This window comes from Enterobacter sp. FUJ80071, from assembly GCF_038739915.1.
Lineage (GTDB): Bacteria > Pseudomonadota > Gammaproteobacteria > Enterobacterales > Enterobacteriaceae > Enterobacter > Enterobacter kobei.
In genome coordinates, this window is record NZ_JBBXKH010000001.1 from 533,876 (window position 1) to 558,010 (window position 24,135).

The following is a 24,135-nucleotide window of genomic DNA, read 5'->3' on the forward strand; positions in this document are numbered from 1 at the left end:
TACTTATGGCAAAACATTTGAACAGGAGTGAAATAAAAGCAATTAAACACATTATACTGACTTGGGACGGTAAAATCACATGGAGTGATTTATGTGAATCAGTGTATAAGAATCTAAACAGAACTATCACAAGGCAATCTTTAAGTGCTCATGATGAAGTTGTTGAAGCATATAGAATAAAGAAAAGTTTGTCCAATTTGAAAAAATCTGGTCTAAAGAAACCAGCTAACTTAACTATTGCGGCACAACAAATAATAAACCTTAAAGCCGAAAACGAAATGTTGAAAAAACAGAACAATAGATACAAAGAGCAATTTAGCTATTGGCAGTATAATGCTTACAGACATGGTCTCACTATGGAACAATTGAATAGACCATTTAATAAAAAATAATAGTTGATAGGTTACACCTATTGACAAGTTAAATAAATGAGATAAATATAAACATATGGTCAGGAAGACTATTTCATTATGCAAGGATGCATTTTATGGACAAAAACATCATCAATCTAGAGTTTACTCTAGAAGAGCAACTTATCATTATTGTCGATAAGTATATCTCAAAAAGATACCAGCCAGGCGATAAAAGTTTCTCATACCAGCTATACCTGCTTTTTGTTGGCTATCATTTAAAGTATTTCTACCCAAGACAGCTATACATTCGCTCTAATCGTAACATAGACAACATTATGACGATGTTCAGTTCTGTATACAAATGCCTTACAAGTACTTTGTTGCAGCGATTGAACAATAAGGAGGCTGTTATCAGAGAGCTAAACTCTCTCGTGAACTATATTGACAACAATCAAGAAAAAGCAGAAGAAATCTATACAATTTTTAAAGCTCAGTATGAAATGAGAGTTATAGAGAAAGAAATTACTCACGAAGTTGTAAAAGTTAGAAATTTGCGGCTTTAATTATTATAAATATAAATCTGTAATTTATTTGAATATTATCTTTTTTCGCGCTAAATAAAAGAAAACGATAATATTTTTGCAGGATTAATTATGATAAGAACAGAATGGTTAGAGTTAGAGCCAGAGGTTTTACCACTTTCTACACATAGGGGGATGCTTGACCAGACTCTTTTATTTGAAGCTACAAGCGTTGATGAAGTGAACTGGTTGATTAAAAATGGTGTTGATATCAACCACCGAAATTTCGTTGGTAAAACCGCACTGTGGAAATCGGGTTATTATGATTATGAAATTGAAATAATAGATCGATTGTTTGAAGCAGGTATTAATCCAGATCTTTTAAATTTTGAAGGTGAGCATGTTTTATCGGGAATGGGTTATTTTGGACATCCTGAAATATTTATGAAGCACAGGGGCAAAATAAAGTCTACTGACATTCATATCAGGGATATACATTTATCCCACATTGATAAAATGAAACGAGGTATTGAAATACTTCTGGGAAATGGCTTTCAGGTGCATTATCCCCGCTATATGAATATTGAGGACATTACTCTCTGGGATGAAGAGCAGGCATGGTATCGAACAGAGCAAGAGAATATTAACATGAAAATATACTATATGAAAAAACGAAATGATTACATCAAATTTTTAGAGTATCTGGACAAACAAAAAAGAGCTATAAGATTAGTTAGTGTCAGAGCGAATAGCAAGGACATTACTCTCTTTGATATTAAGGAAATGATTGAAAGACTTCGATTAATGAAACCAGAATTGTATATTGTTAAGTAATCTAATTTTTGTTTGATTTTCCCAACGGATAGCATCATACTTATAGCTCATTTGGTTTATAAGAGAACAACCTCATGGCTTATGGAAAAAATCCCTTCTCAAAATCACCACTCCCAACAGGTGATTTTAAAACCTCTCAAAAAAGACTTACCGCAGAGATAAAAGAAGTCGAAGGTAAAAAAGTCATTTTTATCTACTATGAAGGGACTAATGATGTTTATGATGGTCCAGAAGCGACTCAATACACTACACTTGAAGATGCACAAGGTTTCTGTAACAATTATAATAAACAGCTAAATATTTAATGAATATTCAAATAAAAGCCCCTACTATTAGGGGCTTTAAAGCAATATGGCTTTCTATTGTTGTATTTCTTTCCAGATACCATCAGCTTTCACAAGCTTAACAGGCTTTGTCTGTTTCATATTGCTAATCGAGGCATCGACAATGCAGTTATAAACATTGTTTGCTTCTTCTGTGCAACTTACTTTCTTCACATAATCGATTCTTAAAAGATCTTTTTCGGGAATACTTGAGTTCAGAGCTTTCATACTTGCATTTGACCTGTCTACAACACTTTTAAAAACATTAAATATATCTTTTTCAGAAGGTTCTGAATTACAGGCTGTTAATAGAAAAGTAGAAAGGATAACTGCGAGAATTGAGTATGTTTTCATTTTCTTGTCCAGGAAACGATTAATTAAGAATGCCAGATTTTGTATTGTTATTATCAGTAGAGAATGTCCATTTGCTTACGGTTTCTCCATTGAAGTCGATTTCGAGAGTTTTAGACTGAGTCTGGGAACCGCCAGTTAGCAAACCAACAACAGGGATAAAAGTCGAGGCATTGAACTGATTGTTATACATGAAATATCTCCATTGCTCGTTGCCATCGTCAAGAGTCGTTCTGGTATCAGGCTCACCAAGTTGAGCAACTAGCTCTGCCTTAGTTGTTTTGTTTTTAATTATTTTTGATTGTAGACTCTGTGCCGTTTCATTTTTGATTTTTTGGTTGCCGGATGTAGAACAGCCAGAAATTGAAAATATTGCAATAAAAAATGATGTAACAATAAATTTATTCATTTTATCTTCCTTATTATATTTGGACAGGGTTAGCTTTTATGTGTGAAAACGGCTCTGTGTGCAAATTTCTTACGTAAAAAAAATCTTAAAGAAATTGCTGACGCAAAATAGATAACGACAGTTAATATAAAATTTTGACTGATAGCGAATATAAGAAAAGCAATCGCTAACAGCACAATTCCTATTAGTAAAGCTAACCAGGCTGAAACGGCTCCATATCTAATAGTTGAATGACAGCCAGTGCAGACACGGACACCAAACGGACTCTCCTGAAAGCAGAACGGGCACTTAATTGTTTCGTTTTTCATAGCAACCCCAGGGTGGAAGATTTACTGCTGTTTGTAGGGATTCTCGATGACCGACTCGCTTTAGTAAAATTGCTTGTACCGATCGATGATTGTTACTTGATAGTTATTGTCTATCATAACTAGATTATCGATCTGTAATAACGATCAATATTTTCTTGACTAAACACAAATTTATTACTAAGCAATTGAGTTAGGTTACGAAAGGTGTTTACAACTAGCTGTCTATAAACGAATTTTTCTTGTAGGTTTCAGATGATGTGTTGAATAGACTTCTGAGAAGTTTGTAGGAACCTTGTGGAGGATGCTCTTTCCATATTTTCTGAGAAGCTCTATGAGCCGTTGTAAAAAGGGAATCCAGCCGGTGAGCCTGAGATGCTTTTGCTGTTTGGCTGCATTCTTTTGAAGGATCTTTTCTACGATTTCGTTCCGTTTGTCTTCTCTGAGCCGTAGTTCCAGTTCTGCAATTTTTTTACCGATACTTTCCTTTCTCTCAGCGGTTTTCAAAACTATTGCAGGAGCAGGAGCAGGAGCAGGAGCAGGAGCAGGAGCAGGAGCAGGAGCAGGAGCAGGAGCAGGGATAGCCTTCTTGGTCGCTCGTATAGCTTCTAAGTGGTCAGGATTGTAGTTAAGTTGCTTTTGAAGATTAGCCCAAGAGTAACCCTTACCTAACTGCGAAGCCTTGAAAGCTATATCGCGGTAAGAGAATGAGAACCCGTTCATTTTCCCGGTTGAAGCGACATTCGCCGTCCAGCCGACTTCTGCTTCTTCCAGTCGTTTTGTGAAAGTTAGAAGGTCCGGCTTATCAGATAAACTTTTATCAAGTATCTGCTGGAGAGCTTCCTTAGGGGAGGGAACACCAGTCCGGGCCGATAGCATTTGTTCGTTGCGAGAGATTCTTTTTCGCTTCGGTTGCTTTGGTGCAATCGCAGGAGCAGTCTTGGTAACTGTCAGGTTATGATCGATTTCAATTTCACTGATAATCCGGGTGCTGATGAGGTTTTCATTCCTACCTAAGTAAAGCTTCCCATCGGCCATGTCGATTCTGCTGGCGATAATGTGTATGTGCTGACCGTCGTCGTCATGTAAGACATAGCAACGGAGATGGGTATCACTGAACCCCATTCGTTCCATATAGTCATCTGCGATACTCGACCACTGTTCATTCGTTAGTGATTCACCGTTGGGTAAGCGAAGCGAGTTGTGCCAAACCGGTTTCTGAACATCTGGCCGAAGCTGTTTTGTGCCATTGAATTCGGAAATCAGTTCAAGAGCAAAGCCACTTAACATGTTCCCGCCAATAACGATTGGATCACTTTTATGATGTGAACCTGGCTTCAATGCATATTGGACCACACCAGCAAAGTTCTTACCCCTGCGAATTTTTCGCATACCCTTCATTCGGGAGGCTCCATATACTGTCACTTAAAAGATTCGTGCGAAGCTCTTCCAGTTGTCGCTTCACAGCGAAAAGCTCTGTATGAGTAAGGTGACTATCTTTACTCTTACCATCTATGTGGGCCGCAATGCGATTTAGTTTTTGTGATATTTCAGTTAAAGCTTTCCAGGCTTTGGTATTAATCGCTGGTATAGCCGGAGGTAACCTTTGAAGGGAAGCCATTCGAAGCCACTCTCCCTTTTTATAAGAGCCTCGCTTAATATTCAGGAGTTGCAGTTCTTCAACATTCAAACGGACACTGACACAATAGCTTCTTACTGATTCTGAAGGTAATTTACTTTTATCAAAACTACCACGGCGGGAAATTTTGGATAGATCTATATCATCTGTATAATTTATCTTATGCATATAAACTCCATTTTATATGATATTAATTGGTAAGCATAATCCATATGCTTTATATATCACTTATATAATGAATGAGTTTTTTGTCAATCTATAGGCTTGATTGTTTTGATTTTCTTTTATTGTCTGACTGAAAGGAAGCAAGAAAAGCAAGAGCTTTATAGAACGGTGCAACCGCTTCTATAAATTAGCTCTTGCTTATCTTCTTCTCTAATTGATGAAGTGTGTATAAATTACATATTTTATTTTCATCAGAGTAGAATGTAAACTTTGTATCTGGGGATGCTTCTATTTCTTTCAGTAAGCCAAGAGTTTTTTGAAATGGTACTGGATTTGAAAGAGGATCAAAATTGATATGAACTTTCTTGGAAAGAAAAAATTTGATTTCTTTTTCATTAAGTAGTTTTAAGCAATTATGCGTGTTGGTGAACACTTGGAAAATTTCTATATTTGTTTTTTCAGTAGATTTTAGCTGTGATGAAAATACATCTGGTATCGTATGAAACAACTCATGAGATAAAAAACAATGATTTTTGATATCAGTTAAATTTTTATTTATATCTAACTTCAACATCAACTCAACATTTTCAGGCTCATTAACATAAAACAATAGGTTCTTCCCCTCGTTATCCACATGATTAATATTAGCCCCAAAAAGTATAAGTAATCTGAATTGAATTTTATCCTTACAATAAAAAATAGGGGTTTTACCAAAGTTATCAGTGCTATTTATATTGAATCCGTTTTTTGTTAATGATTCTAAGTCACTCATATTCCATGTGTAATCTTTAAATATAAGATTTTGTCCTTTTTCATTTTTATTACTTGGGTTGCTATATTGTCTAATCAACTCTGAGAAAACGGATTGTATTGAATCGTAATGTGCGGCCACTATTGAAATCTCCTTTTTTATAAATTAATAAAACAAAAAAAGGAGAAGTCAATAGTAATTATAAATAAAAATTATGAACTTAGTTTTGATGGTTTTATCAATTTGATTGATTCATCATCTACTTCATTTTCTTGAATTAGAAATGGGAAATAATTAGCAAGTTCCTTTTCTTCAAATTTATCAGAAAGAGCATTTTTCAAAGTTTCAACAGTACTACCTTTAGCATATTTCCTTTCAATCAATGTAGAAAGAAATTGCTTGTGCAATATCTTGATATCTTCATTATCGAATATAACTGTAAAATTTTTATTTAGTAAAGTAGGCATAGTAGAGAATAATTTATATTTTTCAGTAAATAGAAATTCTTTTTCCTTATTTTCTTCTATGTAAAGCAGAGATGTGGTTATTTCCTCAATACATACTAATTCGTCAAGTTCTTTATTATTTTGCTTTTTAATTTCATCTGAAACTTGTACTATTTGTTGTTCAAGCTTAAAGTGTGAACTGTCTTCATAAATTTCTTCTAGATACCTTAAATAGATATTTATCAAACCATATGCTAAATCGATGTTATTGAAATATCCAAGGCAAGTATTAAATGAATCGAAAACAAAATAATGGTTACGATTTTTTTCATCGGTTTTTTCAAAAATATTGAATGTATATTCCATCTTTTTCCTCAGCATAATTATTAAAAAATATGATAAAGCTATGTGTTCATAATTTTAAATACACGGCATAACAGAAATTTATACTTTTGAAAAAAAAAGTGTTAGATGAATTGCCTAAACTTGTCATCTAACACAATTTTAATTTCACTATAAAACAAGCAAATCTTTAACTAGTTCTTTTGACGTCGGGTATGATTTAGCTCTGATAGATGAGTTCTTTTTATAAATTAAAGTACAACCATTTTTACTCTGAAGTTGGGGCCGATTATTGATACCAAGCATATATTCGCCTTCTAATACAAATCCAACCTTTAATCTCAATCTTTTATCATTGATATCTGATACAGCCATAAGCTTTAGAAAAATCGCATCATTAATTAAATGTGAACCTTTTGGATCTAAAGCCCATACTTGGTTTTTACCCCATAATAAAAAATCAGGAAAGAAATTAGAAGTCCCTTGACCAATTTCAGGAATAGGAATGTTATAACCTGTTTTTGATGGGTTTCTGCACCAATCAACTCCTAATGAATCAATAGATTCTGCAATTTCTAACTCAAATTTATTCAGGCCATTATATTCTGAATGCAAGGCATTTTTAAAGGAGTTAACTTTGTATCTGTTTCTTTTATTTAAGTCTTCATATTGATAGTCTGGTGAAACTAAATTAAATGATTTTACCGCATATATGTCATCGTATTCATATTCGAGATGAAACTCATTATTAAGCAGACGAATAATATTTGATAAATTATTGTTGATTTGCAACATTGCATCTGAGCCAAATTGCATTCGCTGTTTCATCTTAGGATCATTTTTTACAAAAGGAGTAAAACATGTCCCTGATTTTCGGGCTATACGGTTATCATAAGTTCCTAATCGTGAGACTAAATATTCCCACACAGAAATATCAGCATTGTCATCCTTTGTTTCTTCTTTATTAAGATCCAAATCTTCACAACTGTTAGCTAAATCTAAAACTCTTGTATGCATTTTTCCTTTTGAACGAAGGCTCTCATCAGAAAAAAGAGGCACATTTGAAAGTAGTATTTGGTCTAGTATTTCAAGGTCTTCACCGAAAGTTTCTGCGACTTTAGAAACAAACACTTCCTTTTTAACAGGCACTTCTCTCGACGTTTGTGGTCTCGGACTATTACTTTCTATTGAGACTATTTCATAGCCTGAATCACTTAGGTCATTTTGTGTAGTTTTAACAAGTTCTGAAAAATCTTTATCAGGAACATTAAAATAAAAGTATGCTGAATTTAAGTCTCCATCATCAAAAGGAGTAGCATTAGGTTGTCTCAAAAAACGACCAATTTTTTGTGAGATATCAGTAGTAGATTTACCTAACCCATCAAGGTAAGCTACATACGCCCATGGTTCATCCCAACCTTCTCTTAATGATAAGTTCCAGATGATATGTGAATAACCTTCATCATGTAAATCTTCAGGGCTTTTCTTAGCTTTATGAGTATCGACTAATAAGTTCCACGGTGCATTAGGATTAACATTGGCTAAATTGGAATTTACATTTGCTAAATGAACTGCAATTCTTTTTGGATCAACTTTTAACTGAGTGACCAATTGACCTGCCCCCACGATTAGATACAACACTCAGTTAGTAACGTCGGAATCTTCATTCTCAGAATGACCCTTTCTCCAGCCCGCTGCAAATTCAGACGGTGTCTGATAATTCAGCGTGGAGTGCGGGCGGCATTCGTTATAATCCTGCCGCCAGTCATTAATAATTTTCCTGGCATGAACGATATCGCTGAACCAGTGCTCATTCAAACATTCATCGCGAAATCGTCCGTTAAAGCTCTCAATAAATCCGTTCTGCGTTGGCTTGCCCGGCTGGATTAAGCGCAACTCAACACCATGCTCAAAGGCCCATTGATCCAGTGCACGGCAAGTGAACTCCGGCCCCTGGTCAGTTCTTATCGTCGCCGGATAGCCTCGAAACAGTGCAATGCTGTCCAGAATACGCGTGACCTGAACGCCTGAAATCCCAAAGGCAACAGTGACCGTCAGGCATTCCTTTGTGAAATCATCGACGCAGGTAAGACACTTGATCCTGCGACCGGTGGAAAGTGCGTCCATGACGAAATCCATCGACCAGGTCAGATTGGGCGCCGCCGGACGGAGCAGCGGCAGACGTTCTGTTGCCAGCCCTTTACGACGTCTTCTGCGTTTTACGCCCAGGCCACTGAGGTGATAAAGCCGGTACACGCGCTTATGATTAACATGAAGCCCTTCACGGCGCAGCAACTGCCAAATACGACGGTAGCCAAAACGCCTGCGCTCCAGTGCCAGCTCAGTGATGCGCCCTGATAAATGCGCATCAGCAGCCGGACGGTGAGCCTCATAGCGGCAAGTCGACAGGGATAAACCTGTAAGCCTGCAGGCACGACGTTGCGACAGACCGGTCGCATCACACATCAACATCACGGCTTCCCGCTTCTGGTCTGTCGTCAGTACTTTCGCCCCAGAGCCACCTGAAGCGCCTCTTTATCCAGCATGGCTTCGGCAAGCAGCTTCTTGAGTCTGGCGTTCTCTTCCTCAAGCGACTTCAGGCGCTTAACTTCAGGCACCTCCATACCGCCATACTTCTTACGCCAGGTGTAAAACGTGGCATCGGAAATGGCATGCTTGCGGCAGAGTTCACGGGCGGGTACCCCAGCTTCGGCTTCGCGGAGAATACTGATGATCTGTTCGTCGGAAAAACGCTTCTTCATGGGGATGTCCTCATGTGGCTTATGAAGACATTACTAACATCGGGGTGTACTAATCAACGGGGAGCAGGTCAACCGTTTCAACATTCCCTCTGAGGCAGCTTGGGAAAAGGTCCGTAATACCAGTAAAAACATTGGTGAAGCGATTCAGAATGCACTTCGATTAATTGAAGCTAATAACCCGCGTTTACATGGTGTCTTCGGTGATGCACAGTGGACCAATAAAGAGCGCCTGCCCGATCATCTGCTGGCTGATCTGATTGAACATTTCAGTAAAATTCCGCTCGGCATTAAATCTGTTGCCCAGGATGATCTTGGTGAAGCCTACGAATATCTGATTAAAAAGTTCGCTGATGATTCCGGCCATACGGCTGCAGAGTTTTACACCAACCGAACAGTCGTGCATTTAATGACGCGCATTATGCGTTTAAAACCGGGTGAAACTGCCTATGATCCAACGTGTGGTACTGGCGGGATGTTGCTAAATGCAGTGATGGATCTTCGTGCAAGAGGGGAAGAGTGGCGCTCTGTGCACCTTTATGGTCAGGAAGTGAACCTGCTGACTTCCGCTATCGCTCGTATGAATATGTTTCTGCACGATATCGAAGAATTTGATGTGCTACGTGGTGACACTCTGGCTGAGCCTAAGTTTATTGAAAACGATCGGCTCAAGCAGTTTGATGTAATTTTTGCCAACCCACCATATTCCATCAAGAAGTGGAACCGGGACAAGTTTGCAGCCGATCCTTATGGACGTAATCTCTATGGCGTACCGCCCCAAGGATGCGCTGATTATGCTTTTTACACCCATATCATCAAAAGTTTGAAACCCAATACCGGTCGCGCTGCCATGCTCTGGCCGCACGGTGTTCTGTTTCGCGATTCTGAACAAGCCATTCGTAAACAGGTGATTGAATCCGACATAATCGAAGCGGTGATTGGGTTGGGGCCGAACCTGTTTTACAACTCGCCGATGGAGTCTTGCGTGGTGGTGCTTAACAGCAATAAGCCAGCTGAACGCAAAAACAAAGTTTTGTTTATCAACGGGGTTGAGCATGTCACCCGTGAACGTGCTCATAGTCGCCTATCCGATGAGGATTTGGAGGTATTATGCGAGGCTTATTTTAATCCGGAGAAAAAAAGCGATATAACCGCTTTAGTGGATATCGAAGCTATTAAAGAAAACCTTTATAACCTGTCAATTCCACTGTATGTGCAAGCAAAAAATAACGGCGAAGTACATGATATTGAACAGGTTATCGAGACATGGAAGGTTAGTCGTTTACAGTTGAAAAAACATGTAAATAAATTATTTGATAACCTCGTGCAGTTAGGTTATGAGGTGAAGAAGAGTGGCTAATAAAAATATAGTTAGATTTGGTGATATTTGTCGAGAGGTGAAGCTCTCTTCTAAGTGCCCAATCGCTGATGGTTACGAGCGTTATGTTGGTTTGGAGCATTTGGATTCAGGTTCCTTAAATATAAAGCGTTGGGGGATTATTGAGGATGATAATCCTAGCTTTACACGCGTCTTTAAAAAAGGACATATCCTTTTAGGAAAGCGCCGTCCATATTTACGAAAGGCGGCTATCGCGGATTTTGATGGCATTTGTTCCGGGGACATTATTGTCTTAACTGGAAAAGATTGTGTTTCGAATGAGTTTTTAGCAAGATTAATTCATACTGATAACTTTTGGAGTTGGGCTGTTCAAACTTCTTCTGGATCTCTTTCCCCACGAACTAAATTCAGCGCTCTGACCAGCTTATCTTTATCTGTTCCGGAATTAAATAAGCAAATTACTTCAAATAATATTCTAAAAAAGTTAGATTTATATTTAGATCGGAAGGAAGAATTATTACTTAGTGCGCAGCAATTATTAAAAGCTTTACTCACTCGTGAAATATGGGAGAAACGAGGGGTTGTAGGTTGGAAAGAGTATAGCATTTCAGAATTAGGGGATGTTAAATTAGGTCGACAAAGAACACCTAAATATACTACAGGAAATTACACAAAACCTTACCTTAGGGTTGTTAATGTCTTAGATGGTGAACTTGATTTATCTGATGTGGAAGAAATGGATTTTAACGACAGAGATTTTCAGTTGCACAAATTATCTGTTAATGATGTTCTAATTACTGAGGGGGATATTACAAGTGTATTTAATGTTGGTAGAGTAGCAATTTATAAAGGGGAGATAGATGGTTGTTGCATTCAAAATACTTTAATTAGATTTAGAGCTGGCAAAAATATTAATCCTTATTTTGCGTTCTTTTTATTTAGGGCTGCATATTATAATGGTATTTTTGCTTATCATGCAAATATGACTACAGTAGCACATTTAGGTGCTGAGAGATTTAGTAAGATAAGGGTGTTTGTTCCCGATTTAAAAACTCAAGAATATATAATTGAGAAGATAAACGGAGTTGATTGTTTAATATCCATTCTTCAGCAGGAAATTAAATTTATTAAAAACAATCTTCGCTCAGCCATAACAAAGAAATTCATAGGGTGATAAAATGTTTAACGAACAAAACGTCACGGAAAATGGAATTATCGATCGTTTAATAGGTTTAAGCGAGGTCAAGTGGACATACTGCCATGGCGAAAACTTGCCCAAACAAGCGCAGGATATCTTTGTTGATGAGTGGCTAAAAGACGCGCTTTGTTCGTTGAACCCTGATATCGGCAGACAACCTGACTATGCCGATGAGGTCATTTACAAACTGCGAGGAGTGGTTTTAGAAGCCCGACATACCGGTTTGGTAAAGGCCAATGAAAACTTCCAGGAATGGTTGATGGCTGAGAAAACCTTGCCTTTTGGCGAGAATGGCGACCATATCACCATCAATCTGATTGATTTTGACAATATAGAGAACAACCACTTTGTGGTGGCACAGCAGGTCCACTATGTCGCGGCCACTGAAGTCTATTTTGATATTGTCCTTTATGTGAACGGTATACCACTGGTAGTAGGCGAAGTTAAAACCGCCACACGCCCTAGCGTGACCTGGCAAGACGGCGCCGCCGATTTCATGGGCGGCAAAAAGTATTACTGGAAAAACGTTGAATCTTTCTTTGTACCTAACTTGATGTGTTTTGCCAGCGAAGGTAAAACCTTTGCCTATGGTGCCATTAATGCCCGAGTTAAAGACTGGGGGCCTTGGCATAATACTGAGCTTCGTGATGAGATTCTGCCGGGATTGGCCTCGGTACTCAACAGCTGCGAGAGTTTGTTAAATCCACAGACCTTATTGCAGCTGCTGGAATCTTTTGCATTATTTTCAACCGTCAAAACGGGCAAAAATACTCCGCCTAAACGCGTTAAAATCCTGCCGCGTTACCCGCAATTTGAAGCAGCAAAACAAATCGTTGAGCGTGTTCGGAGAGGCTATCCAAAAAAAGGTCTGATTTGGCATTTCCAGGGATCGGGTAAATCCTTGTTGATGCTTTACGCCGCTAAAATGCTGCGTGCCGACAATGCGTTGAAAAACCCAACAGTACTCATCGTAGTGGACCGGCGAGATCTGGACAGCCAAATTAATGAAACCTTTGGTGGCGCCGACGTTAAGAATCTGATTAAAGTGCAAAGCTGCAAAAAATTGGGTGAATACATTGAGCAGGATAGCCGTGGCATTTTAATCACCACCATCTTTAAATTTAAAGATATCGAAATTGACGATAACAACCCTAATGGCCTGAATAACCGTGACAATATCATTGTGTTGGTTGACGAAGCCCACCGTACCCAGGAAGGTGGATTAGGCGAGAAAATGCGCTGGGCATTACCCAATGCCCACTTCTATGGCCTGACTGGTACTCCGATTTCTGGCATTGATCGTAATACATTCAAGTTGTTCGGTGCCGAAGAAGATCCGGGTCGCTATATGAGCCGCTATAGCTATAAGCAGTCGATCCGGGATGGCGCAACTAACCCGGTGAAGTTCGAACCTCGGCTGGCAGAACTCCGAGTGGATCGTGATGCTATCAACGAAGAATTCGAGCAATTGGCTACCGAAAACAACCTGGATGAAGAAGAAAAAGCAGCATTGTCCAGGCGTGCAGGCAAGCTGGCTATCATGCTGAAATCCCCCAGACGCATGGCTGCAGTAAGTAATGATATTGTTGAGCATTTTACCAGCCATGTTATGCCGAAAAAGATGAAAGGCATGGTGGTAGTATATGATCGCGAAGCCTGCGTACAGATGTATTACCTGCTCGGGGAAAAGCTTGGTTTTGATGCGGTTGAAGTGGTTATGAACGTTGACCAGGCTCCGGTTAAAGCTGAAGAGGGTGGTAAAAAAGATAAGCTCAACAAGGATTGGCTCAAATGGCATGACGAATTGGAGCTACCTGTTAAACAAGCCGATTTCGAACGCTGGCAGCACATCGATGCGGAAGAGCAGGTACAGAAGGATCTGATTGAATGCTTTAAAGATCCTGAGCATCCATTACAGCTTATTATTGTTACCGCCAAGCTGCTTACGGGCTTTGATGCACCAATTTGCTACTGCATGTACCTCGATAAGCCTTTACGTGATCATACCCTTCTGCAGGCTATGTGCCGAACCAACCGGTTGTACGAAACCGATGCTGTACGCAAGGACATGGGATTAATTATCGACTACCTCGGCGTTTTCGAAAATCTGCGTACCGCTCTGGCCTACAATCCTGAAGAAATTGAAGGGGTTGTAGAGGGAATCGAGGCATTTAAAGAGCTATTGCCGTTACAACTGAATAAATGTCTGGCCTTCTTCCCTGGTGTGGATCGTTCCATAGAAGGTTTTGAAGGTATTATGGCTGCGCAAGAATGTCTGCCAACTAACGAGAAGCGTGATGAATTCGCTGCCAGCTTTGGAGTGTTATCCAAGTTATGGTCAGCTATCAATCCAGATCCTTTTTTGACCCCTTATCGTCAGGACTATAAATGGCTGGCGCAAATTTATGAATCGGTGCGTCCTGTGGGGCAGACCGGTGCGCTTGTTTGGGCTGCCCTTGGCCCCGAAACAATTAAGATGATCCATGAGCATACCGATATTAATCGTATTCGCGATGATATTGATGAGTTGATCATGGACGAGCACGCTATTTTTACCCTGACCACTAAAGAACAGGAACAACGCGCCAAACGCCTGGAGATTGATCTTATGGGGCGTTTACGCGGTAGCCATGATCCTAAATTTGTGGCATTGGGTGAGCGTCTGGAAAAACTGCGTCAGGATTATGAAGCTGGTGTTATCAAGGCTATCGACTGGTTGAAAGGTCTATTGGATGCTGCGAAAGATACCGTACAAGCCGAGCGCGAAACGGGTGAGCGTCCTGTAACTGAAGCTGATAATAAACAGGCGTTGACCAAGCTTTTCCTGGAAACACGTCCGGAAACTACCCCTAAGTTAATCGGTGATGTTGTAGAGCAAATTGATAAAATCGTGAAAGCTACCCGCTTTGATGGCTGGCAAAATTCCAACAGTGGCCCGCGTGAAATACAAAAAGCGTTAATGCTCACTTTGGCACAGTTCGGTTTAGGAAAAGATGGTGAGTTATTTCAAAAAGCTTATGGGTATATTGAAGAGCATTACTGATTTTATTGTTGAGAAATAAGTTATTCAGCCAGAGAGACCATTATTGGTCTCTCAATTTCACCTGTTAAATTAATTAGTATTTTCTTTATTATAAAACGACTCACTTAATTTAATAGTTAGTGATTTGAGTATTTTGGCAATCTCCATTGATTTATAATTGCTGCCATTTTAATTTTTTCCATGAATATTTTATTGAGGGGTTATTCATACAGTCAATTTGTTACTTTGCTTTGCCATTTATAGTTTCTTATATCTGTGATATGGATTGCATTTATATTTTTATTTTTTATATAACATTAACAGGTGAAAAAGCAGTGATATTTAACTCTGACTGGAAATAATGCTATGGAACTTATGAAGTTTGATGAGGTAATCAAACATTTAATTAAACAAAAAAGAACGTTCTCTTTATTAATGGGGAATGGTTTTAGTATGGCATATGATAGCGAAATATTTTCTTATAATGCACTTAGTAGATTTTTGTCATCAAGGGATGATCCATTAATTAATAAATTATTTGATGTTATAAAGACTAAAAATTTCGAAGTCGTTATGCAACAGCTAGATACAACGCTTGCATTGCTCGAAGCCTTTGACTCCAGTAAAGCTCTTCAAGAAAGCATTAGAAATGCGAGCGAAAAACTAAAAGCAGGATTGCTTAGCTCAATACATCAACTGCATCCTGAGCATGTTTTTAAAATACCAGAGCACAAGGCTGAAGCATGTGCTAATTTTTTAAAGTTGTTTGTTAATAGTGGTGGCCATATATTTTCAACTAATTATGATATGCTTCTTTATTGGGTTTTAATGCGTCAACATATTGAGAATGCAACTGATGGATTTGGACGAGAACTTGAAAATACTGAAGAGGTGCTTCGTGGTGCAGATGCTGAGTATGGTGATTTAATTTGGGGTCCTAATAAAGATCATCAGAACATCCATTATTTACACGGTGCGTTACATATTTTTGATGTAGGGGTTAATATTGAAAAAGAACAGTATAGTAATGATGGGTTTCTAATAGAAAAAGTAAAGAAACGCCTTGAGGTTGGTGACTATCCAATATTCGTAACTGCTGGTAATGGAGACGAAAAACTTAATCATATCCGTCATAACAGATATCTATCACATTGTTTTGAACAGTTGTCAAATTTGAACGGCTCATTGATAACTTTTGGTTTTAATTTCGGTGAATATGATGAACATATTATTGATGCGATAAATAAAGCAGTTCATGCTCCTTCAAAAAGAGAACCTAAATTGTGGAGTATATACATTGGTGTTTACTCTGAAGCAGATGCTAAACATATTTTAAGCATAAAAGAAAAATTTCATGCGAAAGTTACTCTATTTGATGCCAAAACCGCTTGTTTTTGGGGGGGATAAAAATATTTTGTCTATTGATATAGTAAGAAAGGGCTGTCTCAGCCCTTGAAAATATATTCCCTATGCCATTGTAAATAGCTGTATGAAGGTTTAGGTAATGCAATGATCCTCTCTGGTAAATTCAGTTTATCGCATGTTACAAAATCAAGGTGATTGCTTATCAGAACGTCACCTTCATTAGCGAATGAAATCCAGCCAGAGTCAAATAAAGTATCAATATGAGCTGCCAGCATGAGACCGTTATGCGGATCTAATCTTTCTTTCGCAGTTTGGCATGCGGACCAAGGCTTGATATGGCTCGCCCTCAGTAATGGCTGAAAGGTAATACCTGTTACAGGACAGGCGGGATACAGTCTCAGGCATTCTGCCCGGAAATTACCCTGTCCGATTCTGGCCTCAATCAATGCTGTTCGGGTTGTTTCGTCTATCGAGAGATCCTGAGTGATAATTTCGATGTCTGGTTGAACGAGAGCTATACGGTCGTTCGGGCTTTCATTTACCTCAAATGGCCCAGGTGTTTCAAACTCCAGTTCCTTGAACAACGCAGAGTGAAATTCTATAGGTAAGTATTGTTCAACAACCTGTTTTGCCAGTGAATCTATCAAGGATTTCTGATTTTGTACCAGCGAAAAGGAAGTAATATCAAAGCCACCGTGCACGTTGTTATCTAAGACCATCTGCAGCCTCGGTTCCTCAGGGCTTCTAAGTAAAGCAGGGTCTGTTCCTTCCAGTGCCCAGAAGCCATCATGCTTTAAGCGCCAGAATGGCATAAGAACTTCATAGTTGCTGCGTTTTGGCCCGTAGCGTTTTAGCAAATCTCGTAGTTGATCTTGTATTTCATCCTGAAACTGGAATAGTCGCTCATGGCCTTTCTTGTACTGGGAAAGAACGTACAGAACAAGTAAGGGTTTATTCAACGCTGGTGCTTTGTTGTACCAGGCTGTTTTCATCCCGGCAATTTTTTGACTAAGAGATTTTGCGATGGTCATAGTTCGGTTACAGGAGCCAGTAGTTTTGCGATGATGCTCGCAAAACCCAGACCAATCAACCCGTAATCAACAAAAACATGACCTTACCGCACATAACCCTATTTCCTGAATCCCCCTCGCAAATTCCAAATTTCCCCCACCCAAAACCGCTGTATTTATATTCAGCCCTGTATAATGAGCACCAGAAATTACGCCGAATGGCAAAGGAAGCATCAAAGAAAATTTAACGAGAGAATTCGCGATATGAAGGTGCTGCAACACCCCCATACCGCTAACCACCAGCAACTGAAAAGGAGTTGAAAATGGCTGCTGTAGATTCAATCTGTCAATGCAACACCCCTTTCAATTATCTCTTTCGGTGTTTTGAACTTCAGTGTCTTTCTCGGTCTGTTGTTTAGCTGAGCAGCAACCAGATCTAGTTCATGTTGAGTATATTGGGCAAGACATGTCTTTTTAGGAAAGTACTGCCGAATTAGCCCATTTGTGTTCTCATTTGTTCCCCGCTGCCAAGGACTCTGAGGATCGCAGAAGTAAACTTTAACGCCGGTGCTGACAGTAAATTCTAGATGTCTGGCCAGTTCCATTCCTCTGTCCCATGTCAGTGATTTTCTGAGTTCTGACGGTAAACTCAGGAATTTGTCGGTAAGAGCCTGATTTACTGAGACAGAATCTTTGCCCCTGAGTCTAAGGATGATCGTATAACGTGATTTTCGGTCTACAAGTGTGGCTATATGAGAGTTTTTTGTACCTGAGACTAAATCGCCCTCCCAATGCCCCAGAGAGCGTCTGTTATCGATATTTCGGGAACGTTCGTGAATTGGTGTTCCGTTCACTATGTTAATCGTACCTCTTTCGCCTTTGCGGGTATGACGCCTGCCATGGCGAAGGCTATGCGACCGTCGCAGATGCTGTATATTCAGGTGGTGTAGCGCTTCACGGCTACGAAAGTACAGCGTTTTATAAATTGTCTCAGGTGATATTCGCAGCGTTTTTTGACGTGGTTTTGTTCGCCTTAACCATCCTGATATTTGCTCTGGAGACCATTTCATCTCCAGCTTTTCCAGAACAAGCTTTCGCAATGGTAAATTTTGATCCAGTAAGCACGGTTTTGGCCTTTTCGCCATTCTGTTGGCTCGGTTATTAGCATCAACAGCTTTGTAATAGCGTCTGCCCCGATTACGCTGAACTTCACGTGAGATCGTCGAAGGACTGCGATTCAGCGCAGTAGCTATCGCACGAATGCTCATTTTGGCTGACAAACCAGCTCGTATCTCCTCGCGCTCAGACAGTGTCAGGTGAGCTACAGCCCGCTTACGCTCATGGGGTTTTATGCCGCCAGTATCCCTTAACATAGTGAAGATCGTTCCGGGTTTTGAACCCAGGATATTCGCTATTTCACTGAAGCCTGTTCCGTTCTTCCATAGTTCAAAAACAGAGGCTTTTTCCTCTGCTGTAAATGTTCGTCTCATTCAAAAAACCTCCGCAACCCCATGTTTTCACATAACTGTTGCGTTGACCAATTGAATCTACAGCGACGAATTTTAAGCCAGAGTTTACTGTTTGCAAAACAGAATCAGACGCTTTCACCGGCATGATTGAAAACCGCGAGCTGGTACGCAAAAACAGCGCCCGCCGTTTACACGGCAACCAGCTCAACGCGGCCCCCGTCCATCCCCGCGCGGAGACGCCGCAGGACAGTGCCGCCTGCTGCGAACTTTATTCCCGCATAGATATGAAATACCTTCTGCTGGGCGGCGAGTGGTTAACCCGTGCAGGCTTTATCAACGGTATGCCGGTGAAAATCCGCGCCATGAAAGACTGCATTGTGATTACGCCGCAGCATACAAGAGAATTATGGGGATGCCTGGAAGGTATGAGTGTGGTGAATATAAATAAGCAGAAAGTCGCGCAGTGGTTGAAGACGTTTCCGGGAGCGCTGAATGATACAGGCGATATACCGGCTGTTAAGCGTGGAACAGGGCAGGCGATGTCGGAGTAACTGTGCTTCCCATCTAATGTAACGCTTGAAGCAATAAAACGGGCATGTCATCTCATGCCCGTTTTAAGTAAAAATCAATCACGCTTAACCTGCTCTTTCACAGCCTTAACCAGCGCAGCGTGAAGTTTGCCGACGGTTAAATCACATATAACAGGTTCGGGTATGCCACGTATCCAGCGGATAAACCGACAGATGCCAAAAAAGTCTATGCCTTCACCCGTAAACAAATACTCATTCTCTGCGAGAGAGAACGTTTTCCTGTAGCCATCTTCTTCAGTGGCAAGCTGAACGCCAAACGCTTCTTCGCAGTCTTCCAGTAGGTCTTCGCCGTCGATACCGCAAATATGCAAATCGGCCTCAATCAACGTATTGCTATCGATAGGTTTACGATGCTCACCTGAGGAGTTTCGAACAACCTCAATGACTTGAGAGAGTGTGGGTTCCATAATGATGCTCTCCTTTAAGGCGGTAGAAATAATCGCCAGCGCTTCCCGGCGGCGCTCCGCTTGGTCGGACCGACAAGCACAACGTTACCTCGGCCCGAGAAATGTTAAAGTCGGTTCAGGCTATCGCCATATGATTCCAGGCATCTCTGTAAACTATATTCCCGTCACAGTGTTTCCAGGTGATTGCTTCATATCTTAGCTCGATCGTCTCTGTATGCGTTCCTGTTCCAGAACCCGGGAACAGATTTGGCGTGATACCCGTGATTTTTACATTCTCCAGGATAATGTTGAAATATTCTCTCTCGATTCCTGCATCATCAATTTGATACATTTTGATCGTAGCCGATTTTAGTGTTTGGTTTTCACACAGCGCCCTGAAGAGTACGGGTGTCGTTTTATCAAACTCTTTCTGAACGGCAATCGGTGTATGTACACGGGTACCTGTTAGTCGGCCTGTATTTCCACTAACAGGAATGGTGAGGTGATGAGCGACCGCCTTTAATTCAATAGCGCCTAACCTGCCGGACACCATAGAACCTCCTACGACGGGTGAGCCATTAGCATCGGTTAACCAAAGATATGCTGGATTTGACATGATTATTCCTCATCTATTTTTACAAAAGAAGGTAGGTGCAACATCGCCACGACCCATATGAACAAGCCAATAATTTTCAGCGGCCATGGTTCAAGGACAGCTATACAAGCAAATGCACCGATGATCAGTAAGGGGCCCGATAACACATTCAGGATCCCGCCAAAAATATGTATCTTGCCTGGTAGTAATTTATTCATTACTAATGAAATAATGTAGGCGCTTAGGGTAATGATGCAAAAGGCGATTGTTTTATCATGCCAGGTTTCGAATTCAACCCAGCAAACGATATAGGCTAAAAATAAATACGAGCAAAGGAGCAGGTTTATAACTGGGATAATCAACTTACTCATACGTTCCTGCCGGAGTGTGTGCAGTTAGTTTTTCATTAACTTTCTTCATGATCTGAATAAATACAGGCATACCTTCTGAATAACCTGCATGGAGAGCATCTACGAAAGGCTGAACGGCATCAGCGAAAAGAAAATAAAGTAGGTCGTAGTCTCTGGGTCTCAGAAGTTGATATACCTCTGGGGCTTCTGCTTTGAGTCTGTCAGATATTCTGATTGAGCGTTCAGCCATTCCCCCAAACAAAAGAAGTGTACTCAGCGCCGTGATTGGATTACCTTTCCCTTTAAAAACAACAAACGTGAATGACGTTCTTTCAATAACGTGCTTCGCGATAGTTGATGCAATAATATTTGTTGATATTCTACCTGCAATAGAAGTCATTACAGATCTGTATATTTTATCCTGTTCCGCTTCCGTTAAATATCTGTTGAACGCTTTGAATATGACTTTGACTGCATTGACAATGTTCTCGTAATTCAAAATGTCGTTTTTTATGGCAGTGACTATTCGTATGCGTTGAGTTTCATGCGCATACCTGGTATCTGTGTCAAAGATACCATAAGCCAGATATCCATAATCTAGCGGTACAGATAGTCCTCCATTTATAAGCCCAGTAACTGTATCAGGAGAAACTATTATGTTGCATAATCTCCGGGCTATATCTTCTACATCAGCCATAAGAATCCTTTAAATGCGCAATAAAGGATTTATCAATGTAATATTAATGTGATTGAAGCAATTTATATTATCTAAATAAGAAATTAAGAATTGTTAGAAGTGTCAATTTTATCTTTAATGAGATAATCAGCGGCTTCGTGCCTATACCACGCACTCCACCGCTATATCGACTTTAATTAAACACCGGCACCCCCAGCCCAACCTTCACCTCCCTCAACGCCACTTGCGTCACCCCCTGCGCCCGTTCGGTCCCGCGCTTCAGCATCGCCATCAGTTCCCCCTTATCCTGCATATACCTCGCCCTCCGCTCCCGCATCGGCGCAATCAGCTCCTGCAAACACCCCTCCAGCTCGTTCTTGCACGCCCGGTCACCCAGCCCGCCCGCCTGATAGTGCGCCTTCATCGCCGCCACTTTCGCCTTGTCCGGATGAAACGCGTCGAGGTACGTAAACACCACGTTCCCCTCAATCTGCCCCGGGTCGCTCACCTTCAGGTGGTTCGGGTCGGTGTACATGGCGCTGACCGCACGATGAATGGTCTCTTCGCTGGCCGAAAGGTGCAGCGTGTTGCCCAGCGATTTCGACATCTTGGCGCTGCCGTCGATGCCGGGCAGGCGGCTGGTGTCGCTCAGCATAGCCTTGCAGTGGCGCAGCACCGGGGCGGGCAGCAGGCTGTTCATCTTGTGCACAATCTCGTTGGTCTGCTCAATCATCGGCAGCTGGTCGTCGCCGACGGGCACGCACTCGGCCTTAAACGCCGTGATGTCCGCCGCCTGGCTGATGGGGTAGGCCATAAACCCGACCGGCAGCGAGCGGGCAAAGCCCTTCTGTACAATCTCGTTTTTCACCGTCGGGTTACGCTCCACGCGGGCGACGGTGACGATGTTCATATACAGCATCGTCAGCTCGGCGAGGGCGGGCAGGGCGGACTGCAGGCAGATCGTGGTCAGGTTCGGGTCGATGCCCGCGGCGAGGTAGTCGGCCAGCACTTCGGGGATGTTGTCGCGGATTTTTTGCGGGTTGCTGCCGTTGTCGGTCAGCCCCTGCAGGTCGGCAATCAGCACAAACTGACTGTGCGTCTGCTGGAGCGCCACACGCTGGCGCAGCGATCCGACGAAGTGGCCGAGGTGCAGCGGGCCGGTTGGGCGGTCGCCGGTGAGGATGGTGGGTGCGTTCATAAAGACTCCTGAATGTGCAGTTGCCGAAAGGGGTCTTAGATGTGAGAAAGCCGCCTTTCGGCGGCTATCTGAAAATGGGGAAAACAACTCCGAGCCGCCTTTAAGAAGGCAGCCACCAGCAGTTTACGGTGAGCACGGCGTGGTTTATGGTCATCTCTTTACCGTATCACGTCCGGCGCGAAAAACAAAAGGGCACGTTATGCTGCAATCACTCAACCACCTGACCCTCGCGGTCAGCGACCTGCAAAAAAGCATCACCTTCTGGCACGAGCTGCTGGGGCTGACGCTCCACGCCCGCTGGAATACCGGGGCCTATCTCACCTGCGGCGATCTGTGGGTCTGCCTGTCGTACGACGAGGCGCGCCAGTATGTGCCGCCGCAGGAGAGCGACTACACCCACTACGCGTTTACCGTCGCAGAAGCGGATTTTGAACCGTTCTCGCACAGGCTGGAGCAGGCGGGCGTCACCGTCTGGAAGCAGAACAAAAGCGAGGGGGCGTCGTTCTATTTTCTCGACCCGGACGGGCACAAGCTGGAGCTGCACGTGGGCAGCCTCGCCGCGCGGCTGGCGGCGTGTCGCGAGAAGCCCTATGCGGGCATGGTGTTTACCTCAGACGAGGCTTGAGGCGCGCACCTTCAGCCTGCCCGCCAGCGTCACGTGCGTGGCGGCATCTTCCTGATTGCACAGGTACTCCACCGCCAGCCGTCCCAGTTCGCTGTAGGGCAGCTGGATACTGGTCAGCGGCGGGGTGAGCTGCTCGGAGATCTTCTGGTCGTCGTAGCCCGCCAGCAGCATGTCCTGCGGGATGCGCACGCCGTTCACCGCCAGCGCCTGATAGCAGCCAATCGCCAGCCAGTCGCTGGCGCAGAAGATGGCGTCCGGGCGCTCGGCCAGTTCCAGCAGGGACGTGGTGGCGGTAAAGGACTCGCTGAACTGCCAGTTGGTCTGGCGCACCAGGCCGTCGTCACACGCGAGTCCGGCCTGTTCCAGCGCCGCCTGGTAGCCCGCCAGACGCTGGCGGGAGGCCTCCATCCAGCTCTCCCCGGTAATGTGGGCGATGCGCGTCGCACCGCAGGCAATCAGGTGTTTAGTGACCTGAAAAGCATTGGCGTAGTCATCCGGAATAAATGACGGCAGCAGCGGCGAGCCGGGGTCGCGCTGGTTGAGCAGCACCAGCGGGATGCGGGTGCAGTCCTGGAAAGCCGTCATGTCCACCAGCGTGGTGACCGGGGAGGCGAGAATAATCCCGATGCAGTTGCGCTTCTCCAGCTGGCGGATGATGTTCAGCGCCAGCTCGATGTCGTCGCCGTAGTCGTAGACGGTGAGCAGGGTCTCGTTGCGCCACGCCGCTTCCCGCGCCTGGCTGATGGCGTCGATAAACGGGTCGAAGCTCTGAACGGAGCTGACCAGCAGGGCGATCTCTTCCTGGTTGCGCGGGGCGTGAACGGCGGGGAGGCGGTCGTAGCCGAGCTCGGTGGCGACGTTGATCACCCGCTGGCGGGTGTCGTCGCTGAGCTTGATGTTGCGGGACTGGTTAAGCACCAGCGATACCGTCGCCTGCGACACCCCTGCCGCCCGCGCAATATCGTTCATCGTCACTTTCGGTTTTCGCTTCATCCGTCCTCTCCCTTTCGCGAATTCGCATCATACCCTAACCGCGCGCTTACGCGCCGTCGATCACGTTTCTCATTCATCGAAGCGCGAACTTTGTGAAGGCCGTCGCTTTTCGGCGTGCCGT

At 42.6% G+C, this 24,135-nt stretch carries 25 protein-coding genes and 1 pseudogene; 10 read left to right on the forward strand and 16 right to left on the reverse strand.

Annotated elements, in window-relative coordinates; genetic code table 11:
* Positions 1–5: 5 nt before the first annotated feature.
* From AAER43_RS02515 to AAER43_RS02530, 4 genes are all read left to right on the forward strand, one after another.
* Positions 6–392, forward strand: coding sequence for a hypothetical protein (locus AAER43_RS02515; protein WP_001062149.1), 387 nt, complete (start codon positions 6–8; stop codon positions 390–392).
* A 95-nt stretch (positions 393–487) separates the two neighbouring features.
* Positions 488–916, forward strand: coding sequence for a hypothetical protein (locus AAER43_RS02520; RefSeq protein WP_001549555.1), 429 nt, complete (start codon positions 488–490; stop codon positions 914–916).
* 90 nt (positions 917–1,006) lie between these two features.
* Positions 1,007–1,708, forward strand: a complete 702-nt coding sequence (locus tag AAER43_RS02525) for an ankyrin repeat domain-containing protein (protein WP_001549554.1) — start codon at positions 1,007–1,009, stop codon at positions 1,706–1,708.
* 74 nt (positions 1,709–1,782) lie between these two features.
* Positions 1,783–2,013, forward strand: a complete 231-nt coding sequence (locus AAER43_RS02530; RefSeq protein ID WP_001549553.1) for a hypothetical protein — start codon at positions 1,783–1,785, stop codon at positions 2,011–2,013.
* Positions 2,014–2,067: 54 nt separating this feature from the next.
* Here the strand turns inward: AAER43_RS02530 and AAER43_RS02535 are convergent, their stop codons facing one another.
* From AAER43_RS02535 to AAER43_RS02570, 8 genes are all read right to left on the reverse strand, one after another.
* Complete coding sequence (locus AAER43_RS02535) at positions 2,068–2,385, reverse strand: hypothetical protein (RefSeq protein ID WP_001549552.1); 318 nt, start codon at positions 2,383–2,385, stop codon at positions 2,068–2,070.
* 19 nt (positions 2,386–2,404) lie between these two features.
* Entirely contained in the window at positions 2,405–2,791 is a 387-nt protein-coding gene (locus AAER43_RS02540) for a hypothetical protein (RefSeq protein WP_001549551.1), read from the reverse strand.
* A 530-nt stretch (positions 2,792–3,321) separates the two neighbouring features.
* On the reverse strand, positions 3,322–4,497 hold the full coding sequence (locus AAER43_RS02545; RefSeq protein ID WP_248105060.1) for a relaxase/mobilization nuclease domain-containing protein: 1,176 nt from the start codon (positions 4,495–4,497) through the stop codon (positions 3,322–3,324).
* Positions 4,466–4,903, reverse strand: coding sequence for a hypothetical protein (locus tag AAER43_RS02550; protein WP_049012890.1), 438 nt, complete (start codon positions 4,901–4,903; stop codon positions 4,466–4,468). The genes AAER43_RS02545 and AAER43_RS02550 overlap by 32 nt, the downstream gene beginning before the upstream one ends.
* Positions 4,904–5,087: 184 nt before the next feature.
* The gene (locus AAER43_RS02555) at positions 5,088–5,792 is read right to left on the reverse strand and encodes an ankyrin repeat domain-containing protein (protein WP_049001628.1); all 705 of its coding nucleotides are present in this window, start codon (positions 5,790–5,792) and stop codon (positions 5,088–5,090) included.
* Positions 5,793–5,863: 71 nt separating this feature from the next.
* Positions 5,864–6,463: a hypothetical protein gene (locus AAER43_RS02560; RefSeq protein ID WP_049001625.1), complete on the reverse strand. Its 600-nt coding sequence runs from the start codon at positions 6,461–6,463 to the stop codon at positions 5,864–5,866.
* A gap of 147 nt (positions 6,464–6,610) precedes the next feature.
* Complete coding sequence (locus AAER43_RS02565) at positions 6,611–8,050, reverse strand: hypothetical protein (RefSeq protein WP_342701812.1); 1,440 nt, start codon at positions 8,048–8,050, stop codon at positions 6,611–6,613.
* A gap of 30 nt (positions 8,051–8,080) precedes the next feature.
* A protein-coding gene (locus tag AAER43_RS02570) for an IS3-like element ISSen4 family transposase (protein WP_087451024.1) occupies positions 8,081–9,201 on the reverse strand; the annotation gives its coding sequence in 2 pieces (ribosomal slippage) (positions 8,081–8,943 and positions 8,943–9,201; 1,122 coding nt in all).
* Between the two features lie 70 nt (positions 9,202–9,271).
* Here AAER43_RS02570 and AAER43_RS02575 point away from each other — a divergent pair.
* The 4 genes and pseudogenes from AAER43_RS02575 to AAER43_RS02590 all read left to right on the forward strand — a co-directional run.
* Positions 9,272–10,558: pseudogene (locus tag AAER43_RS02575) on the forward strand (N-6 DNA methylase); the annotation flags it as partial.
* Positions 10,551–11,711, forward strand: a complete 1,161-nt coding sequence (locus AAER43_RS02580) for a restriction endonuclease subunit S (RefSeq protein WP_342701813.1) — start codon at positions 10,551–10,553, stop codon at positions 11,709–11,711. The pseudogene AAER43_RS02575 and the gene AAER43_RS02580, both read left to right, overlap by 8 nt.
* A gap of 4 nt (positions 11,712–11,715) precedes the next feature.
* Complete coding sequence (locus tag AAER43_RS02585) at positions 11,716–14,778, forward strand: HsdR family type I site-specific deoxyribonuclease (RefSeq protein WP_050863173.1); 3,063 nt, start codon at positions 11,716–11,718, stop codon at positions 14,776–14,778.
* 345 nt (positions 14,779–15,123) lie between these two features.
* Entirely contained in the window at positions 15,124–16,164 is a 1,041-nt protein-coding gene (locus AAER43_RS02590) for a DUF4917 family protein (protein WP_050863174.1), read from the forward strand.
* A gap of 38 nt (positions 16,165–16,202) precedes the next feature.
* Here the strand turns inward: AAER43_RS02590 and AAER43_RS02595 are convergent, their stop codons facing one another.
* Both AAER43_RS02595 and AAER43_RS02600 read right to left on the reverse strand, forming a co-directional pair.
* Positions 16,203–17,153: an HNH endonuclease gene (locus AAER43_RS02595; RefSeq protein ID WP_050863175.1), complete on the reverse strand. Its 951-nt coding sequence runs from the start codon at positions 17,151–17,153 to the stop codon at positions 16,203–16,205.
* Positions 17,154–17,470: 317 nt separating this feature from the next.
* A complete protein-coding gene (locus tag AAER43_RS02600; protein ID WP_001254932.1) occupies positions 17,471–18,622 on the reverse strand; it encodes an IS30-like element IS30 family transposase in 1,152 nt (383 codons plus the stop codon).
* A gap of 122 nt (positions 18,623–18,744) precedes the next feature.
* Between AAER43_RS02600 and AAER43_RS02605 the strand changes: the two genes are divergently transcribed.
* Positions 18,745–19,152, forward strand: a complete 408-nt coding sequence (locus AAER43_RS02605) for a SymE family type I addiction module toxin (protein WP_342701814.1) — start codon at positions 18,745–18,747, stop codon at positions 19,150–19,152.
* A 74-nt stretch (positions 19,153–19,226) separates the two neighbouring features.
* Here the strand turns inward: AAER43_RS02605 and AAER43_RS02610 are convergent, their stop codons facing one another.
* The 5 genes from AAER43_RS02610 to trpS form a co-directional block, all read right to left on the reverse strand.
* Entirely contained in the window at positions 19,227–19,598 is a 372-nt protein-coding gene (locus AAER43_RS02610) for a hypothetical protein (protein ID WP_045348371.1), read from the reverse strand.
* Positions 19,599–19,713: 115 nt separating this feature from the next.
* Positions 19,714–20,193: a type VI secretion system tube protein Hcp gene (locus AAER43_RS02615; RefSeq protein ID WP_039271858.1), complete on the reverse strand. Its 480-nt coding sequence runs from the start codon at positions 20,191–20,193 to the stop codon at positions 19,714–19,716.
* A gap of 2 nt (positions 20,194–20,195) precedes the next feature.
* Positions 20,196–20,543, reverse strand: coding sequence for a hypothetical protein (locus AAER43_RS02620; protein WP_050863176.1), 348 nt, complete (start codon positions 20,541–20,543; stop codon positions 20,196–20,198).
* Positions 20,536–21,219 (reverse strand): hypothetical protein, encoded by a 684-nt coding sequence (locus AAER43_RS02625; protein WP_050863177.1) that lies wholly within the window; start codon positions 21,217–21,219, stop codon positions 20,536–20,538. The genes AAER43_RS02620 and AAER43_RS02625 overlap by 8 nt, the downstream gene beginning before the upstream one ends.
* A gap of 172 nt (positions 21,220–21,391) precedes the next feature.
* The gene (gene trpS / locus AAER43_RS02630; RefSeq protein ID WP_050863178.1) at positions 21,392–22,396 is read right to left on the reverse strand and encodes a tryptophan--tRNA ligase; all 1,005 of its coding nucleotides are present in this window, start codon (positions 22,394–22,396) and stop codon (positions 21,392–21,394) included.
* Positions 22,397–22,595: 199 nt separating this feature from the next.
* On the opposite strand from trpS, the gene fosA reads away from it, so the two are divergent.
* The gene (gene fosA / locus AAER43_RS02635; RefSeq protein WP_045134374.1) at positions 22,596–23,021 is read left to right on the forward strand and encodes a FosA/FosA2 family fosfomycin resistance glutathione transferase; all 426 of its coding nucleotides are present in this window, start codon (positions 22,596–22,598) and stop codon (positions 23,019–23,021) included.
* On the opposite strand, the gene AAER43_RS02640 is transcribed toward fosA, so the two are convergent.
* Complete coding sequence (locus AAER43_RS02640) at positions 23,007–24,014, reverse strand: LacI family DNA-binding transcriptional regulator (protein ID WP_050863179.1); 1,008 nt, start codon at positions 24,012–24,014, stop codon at positions 23,007–23,009. The genes fosA and AAER43_RS02640 overlap by 15 nt on opposite strands.
* Positions 24,015–24,135: the final 121 nt, after the last annotated feature.

Bases quoted from the DNA above. Each gene is read 5' to 3' on its own strand.
- AAER43_RS02540 (WP_001549551.1), bottom strand. From the start codon at position 2,791: ATGAATAAATTTATTGTTACATCATTTTTTATTGCAATATTTTCAATT.
- AAER43_RS02610 (WP_045348371.1), bottom strand. From the start codon at position 19,598: ATGGAACCCACACTCTCTCAAGTCATTGAGGTTGTTCGAAACTCCTCA.
- AAER43_RS02530 (WP_001549553.1), top strand. From the start codon at position 1,783: ATGGCTTATGGAAAAAATCCCTTCTCAAAATCACCACTCCCAACAGGT.
- AAER43_RS02535 (WP_001549552.1), bottom strand. From the start codon at position 2,385: ATGAAAACATACTCAATTCTCGCAGTTATCCTTTCTACTTTTCTATTA.
- AAER43_RS02605 (WP_342701814.1), top strand. From the start codon at position 18,745: ATGATTGAAAACCGCGAGCTGGTACGCAAAAACAGCGCCCGCCGTTTA.
- AAER43_RS02515 (WP_001062149.1), top strand. From the start codon at position 6: ATGGCAAAACATTTGAACAGGAGTGAAATAAAAGCAATTAAACACATT.
- AAER43_RS02525 (WP_001549554.1), top strand. From the start codon at position 1,007: ATGATAAGAACAGAATGGTTAGAGTTAGAGCCAGAGGTTTTACCACTT.
- AAER43_RS02595 (WP_050863175.1), bottom strand. From the start codon at position 17,153: ATGACCATCGCAAAATCTCTTAGTCAAAAAATTGCCGGGATGAAAACA.
- AAER43_RS02625 (WP_050863177.1), bottom strand. From the start codon at position 21,219: ATGGCTGATGTAGAAGATATAGCCCGGAGATTATGCAACATAATAGTT.
- AAER43_RS02615 (WP_039271858.1), bottom strand. From the start codon at position 20,193: ATGTCAAATCCAGCATATCTTTGGTTAACCGATGCTAATGGCTCACCC.
- AAER43_RS02560 (WP_049001625.1), bottom strand. From the start codon at position 6,463: ATGGAATATACATTCAATATTTTTGAAAAAACCGATGAAAAAAATCGT.
- trpS (WP_050863178.1), bottom strand. From the start codon at position 22,396: ATGAACGCACCCACCATCCTCACCGGCGACCGCCCAACCGGCCCGCTG.
- AAER43_RS02520 (WP_001549555.1), top strand. From the start codon at position 488: ATGGACAAAAACATCATCAATCTAGAGTTTACTCTAGAAGAGCAACTT.
- AAER43_RS02600 (WP_001254932.1), bottom strand. From the start codon at position 18,622: ATGAGACGAACATTTACAGCAGAGGAAAAAGCCTCTGTTTTTGAACTA.
- AAER43_RS02590 (WP_050863174.1), top strand. From the start codon at position 15,124: ATGGAACTTATGAAGTTTGATGAGGTAATCAAACATTTAATTAAACAA.
- AAER43_RS02640 (WP_050863179.1), bottom strand. From the start codon at position 24,014: ATGAAGCGAAAACCGAAAGTGACGATGAACGATATTGCGCGGGCGGCA.
- fosA (WP_045134374.1), top strand. From the start codon at position 22,596: ATGCTGCAATCACTCAACCACCTGACCCTCGCGGTCAGCGACCTGCAA.
- AAER43_RS02550 (WP_049012890.1), bottom strand. From the start codon at position 4,903: ATGCATAAGATAAATTATACAGATGATATAGATCTATCCAAAATTTCC.
- AAER43_RS02585 (WP_050863173.1), top strand. From the start codon at position 11,716: ATGTTTAACGAACAAAACGTCACGGAAAATGGAATTATCGATCGTTTA.
- AAER43_RS02620 (WP_050863176.1), bottom strand. From the start codon at position 20,543: ATGAGTAAGTTGATTATCCCAGTTATAAACCTGCTCCTTTGCTCGTAT.
- AAER43_RS02545 (WP_248105060.1), bottom strand. From the start codon at position 4,497: ATGAAGGGTATGCGAAAAATTCGCAGGGGTAAGAACTTTGCTGGTGTG.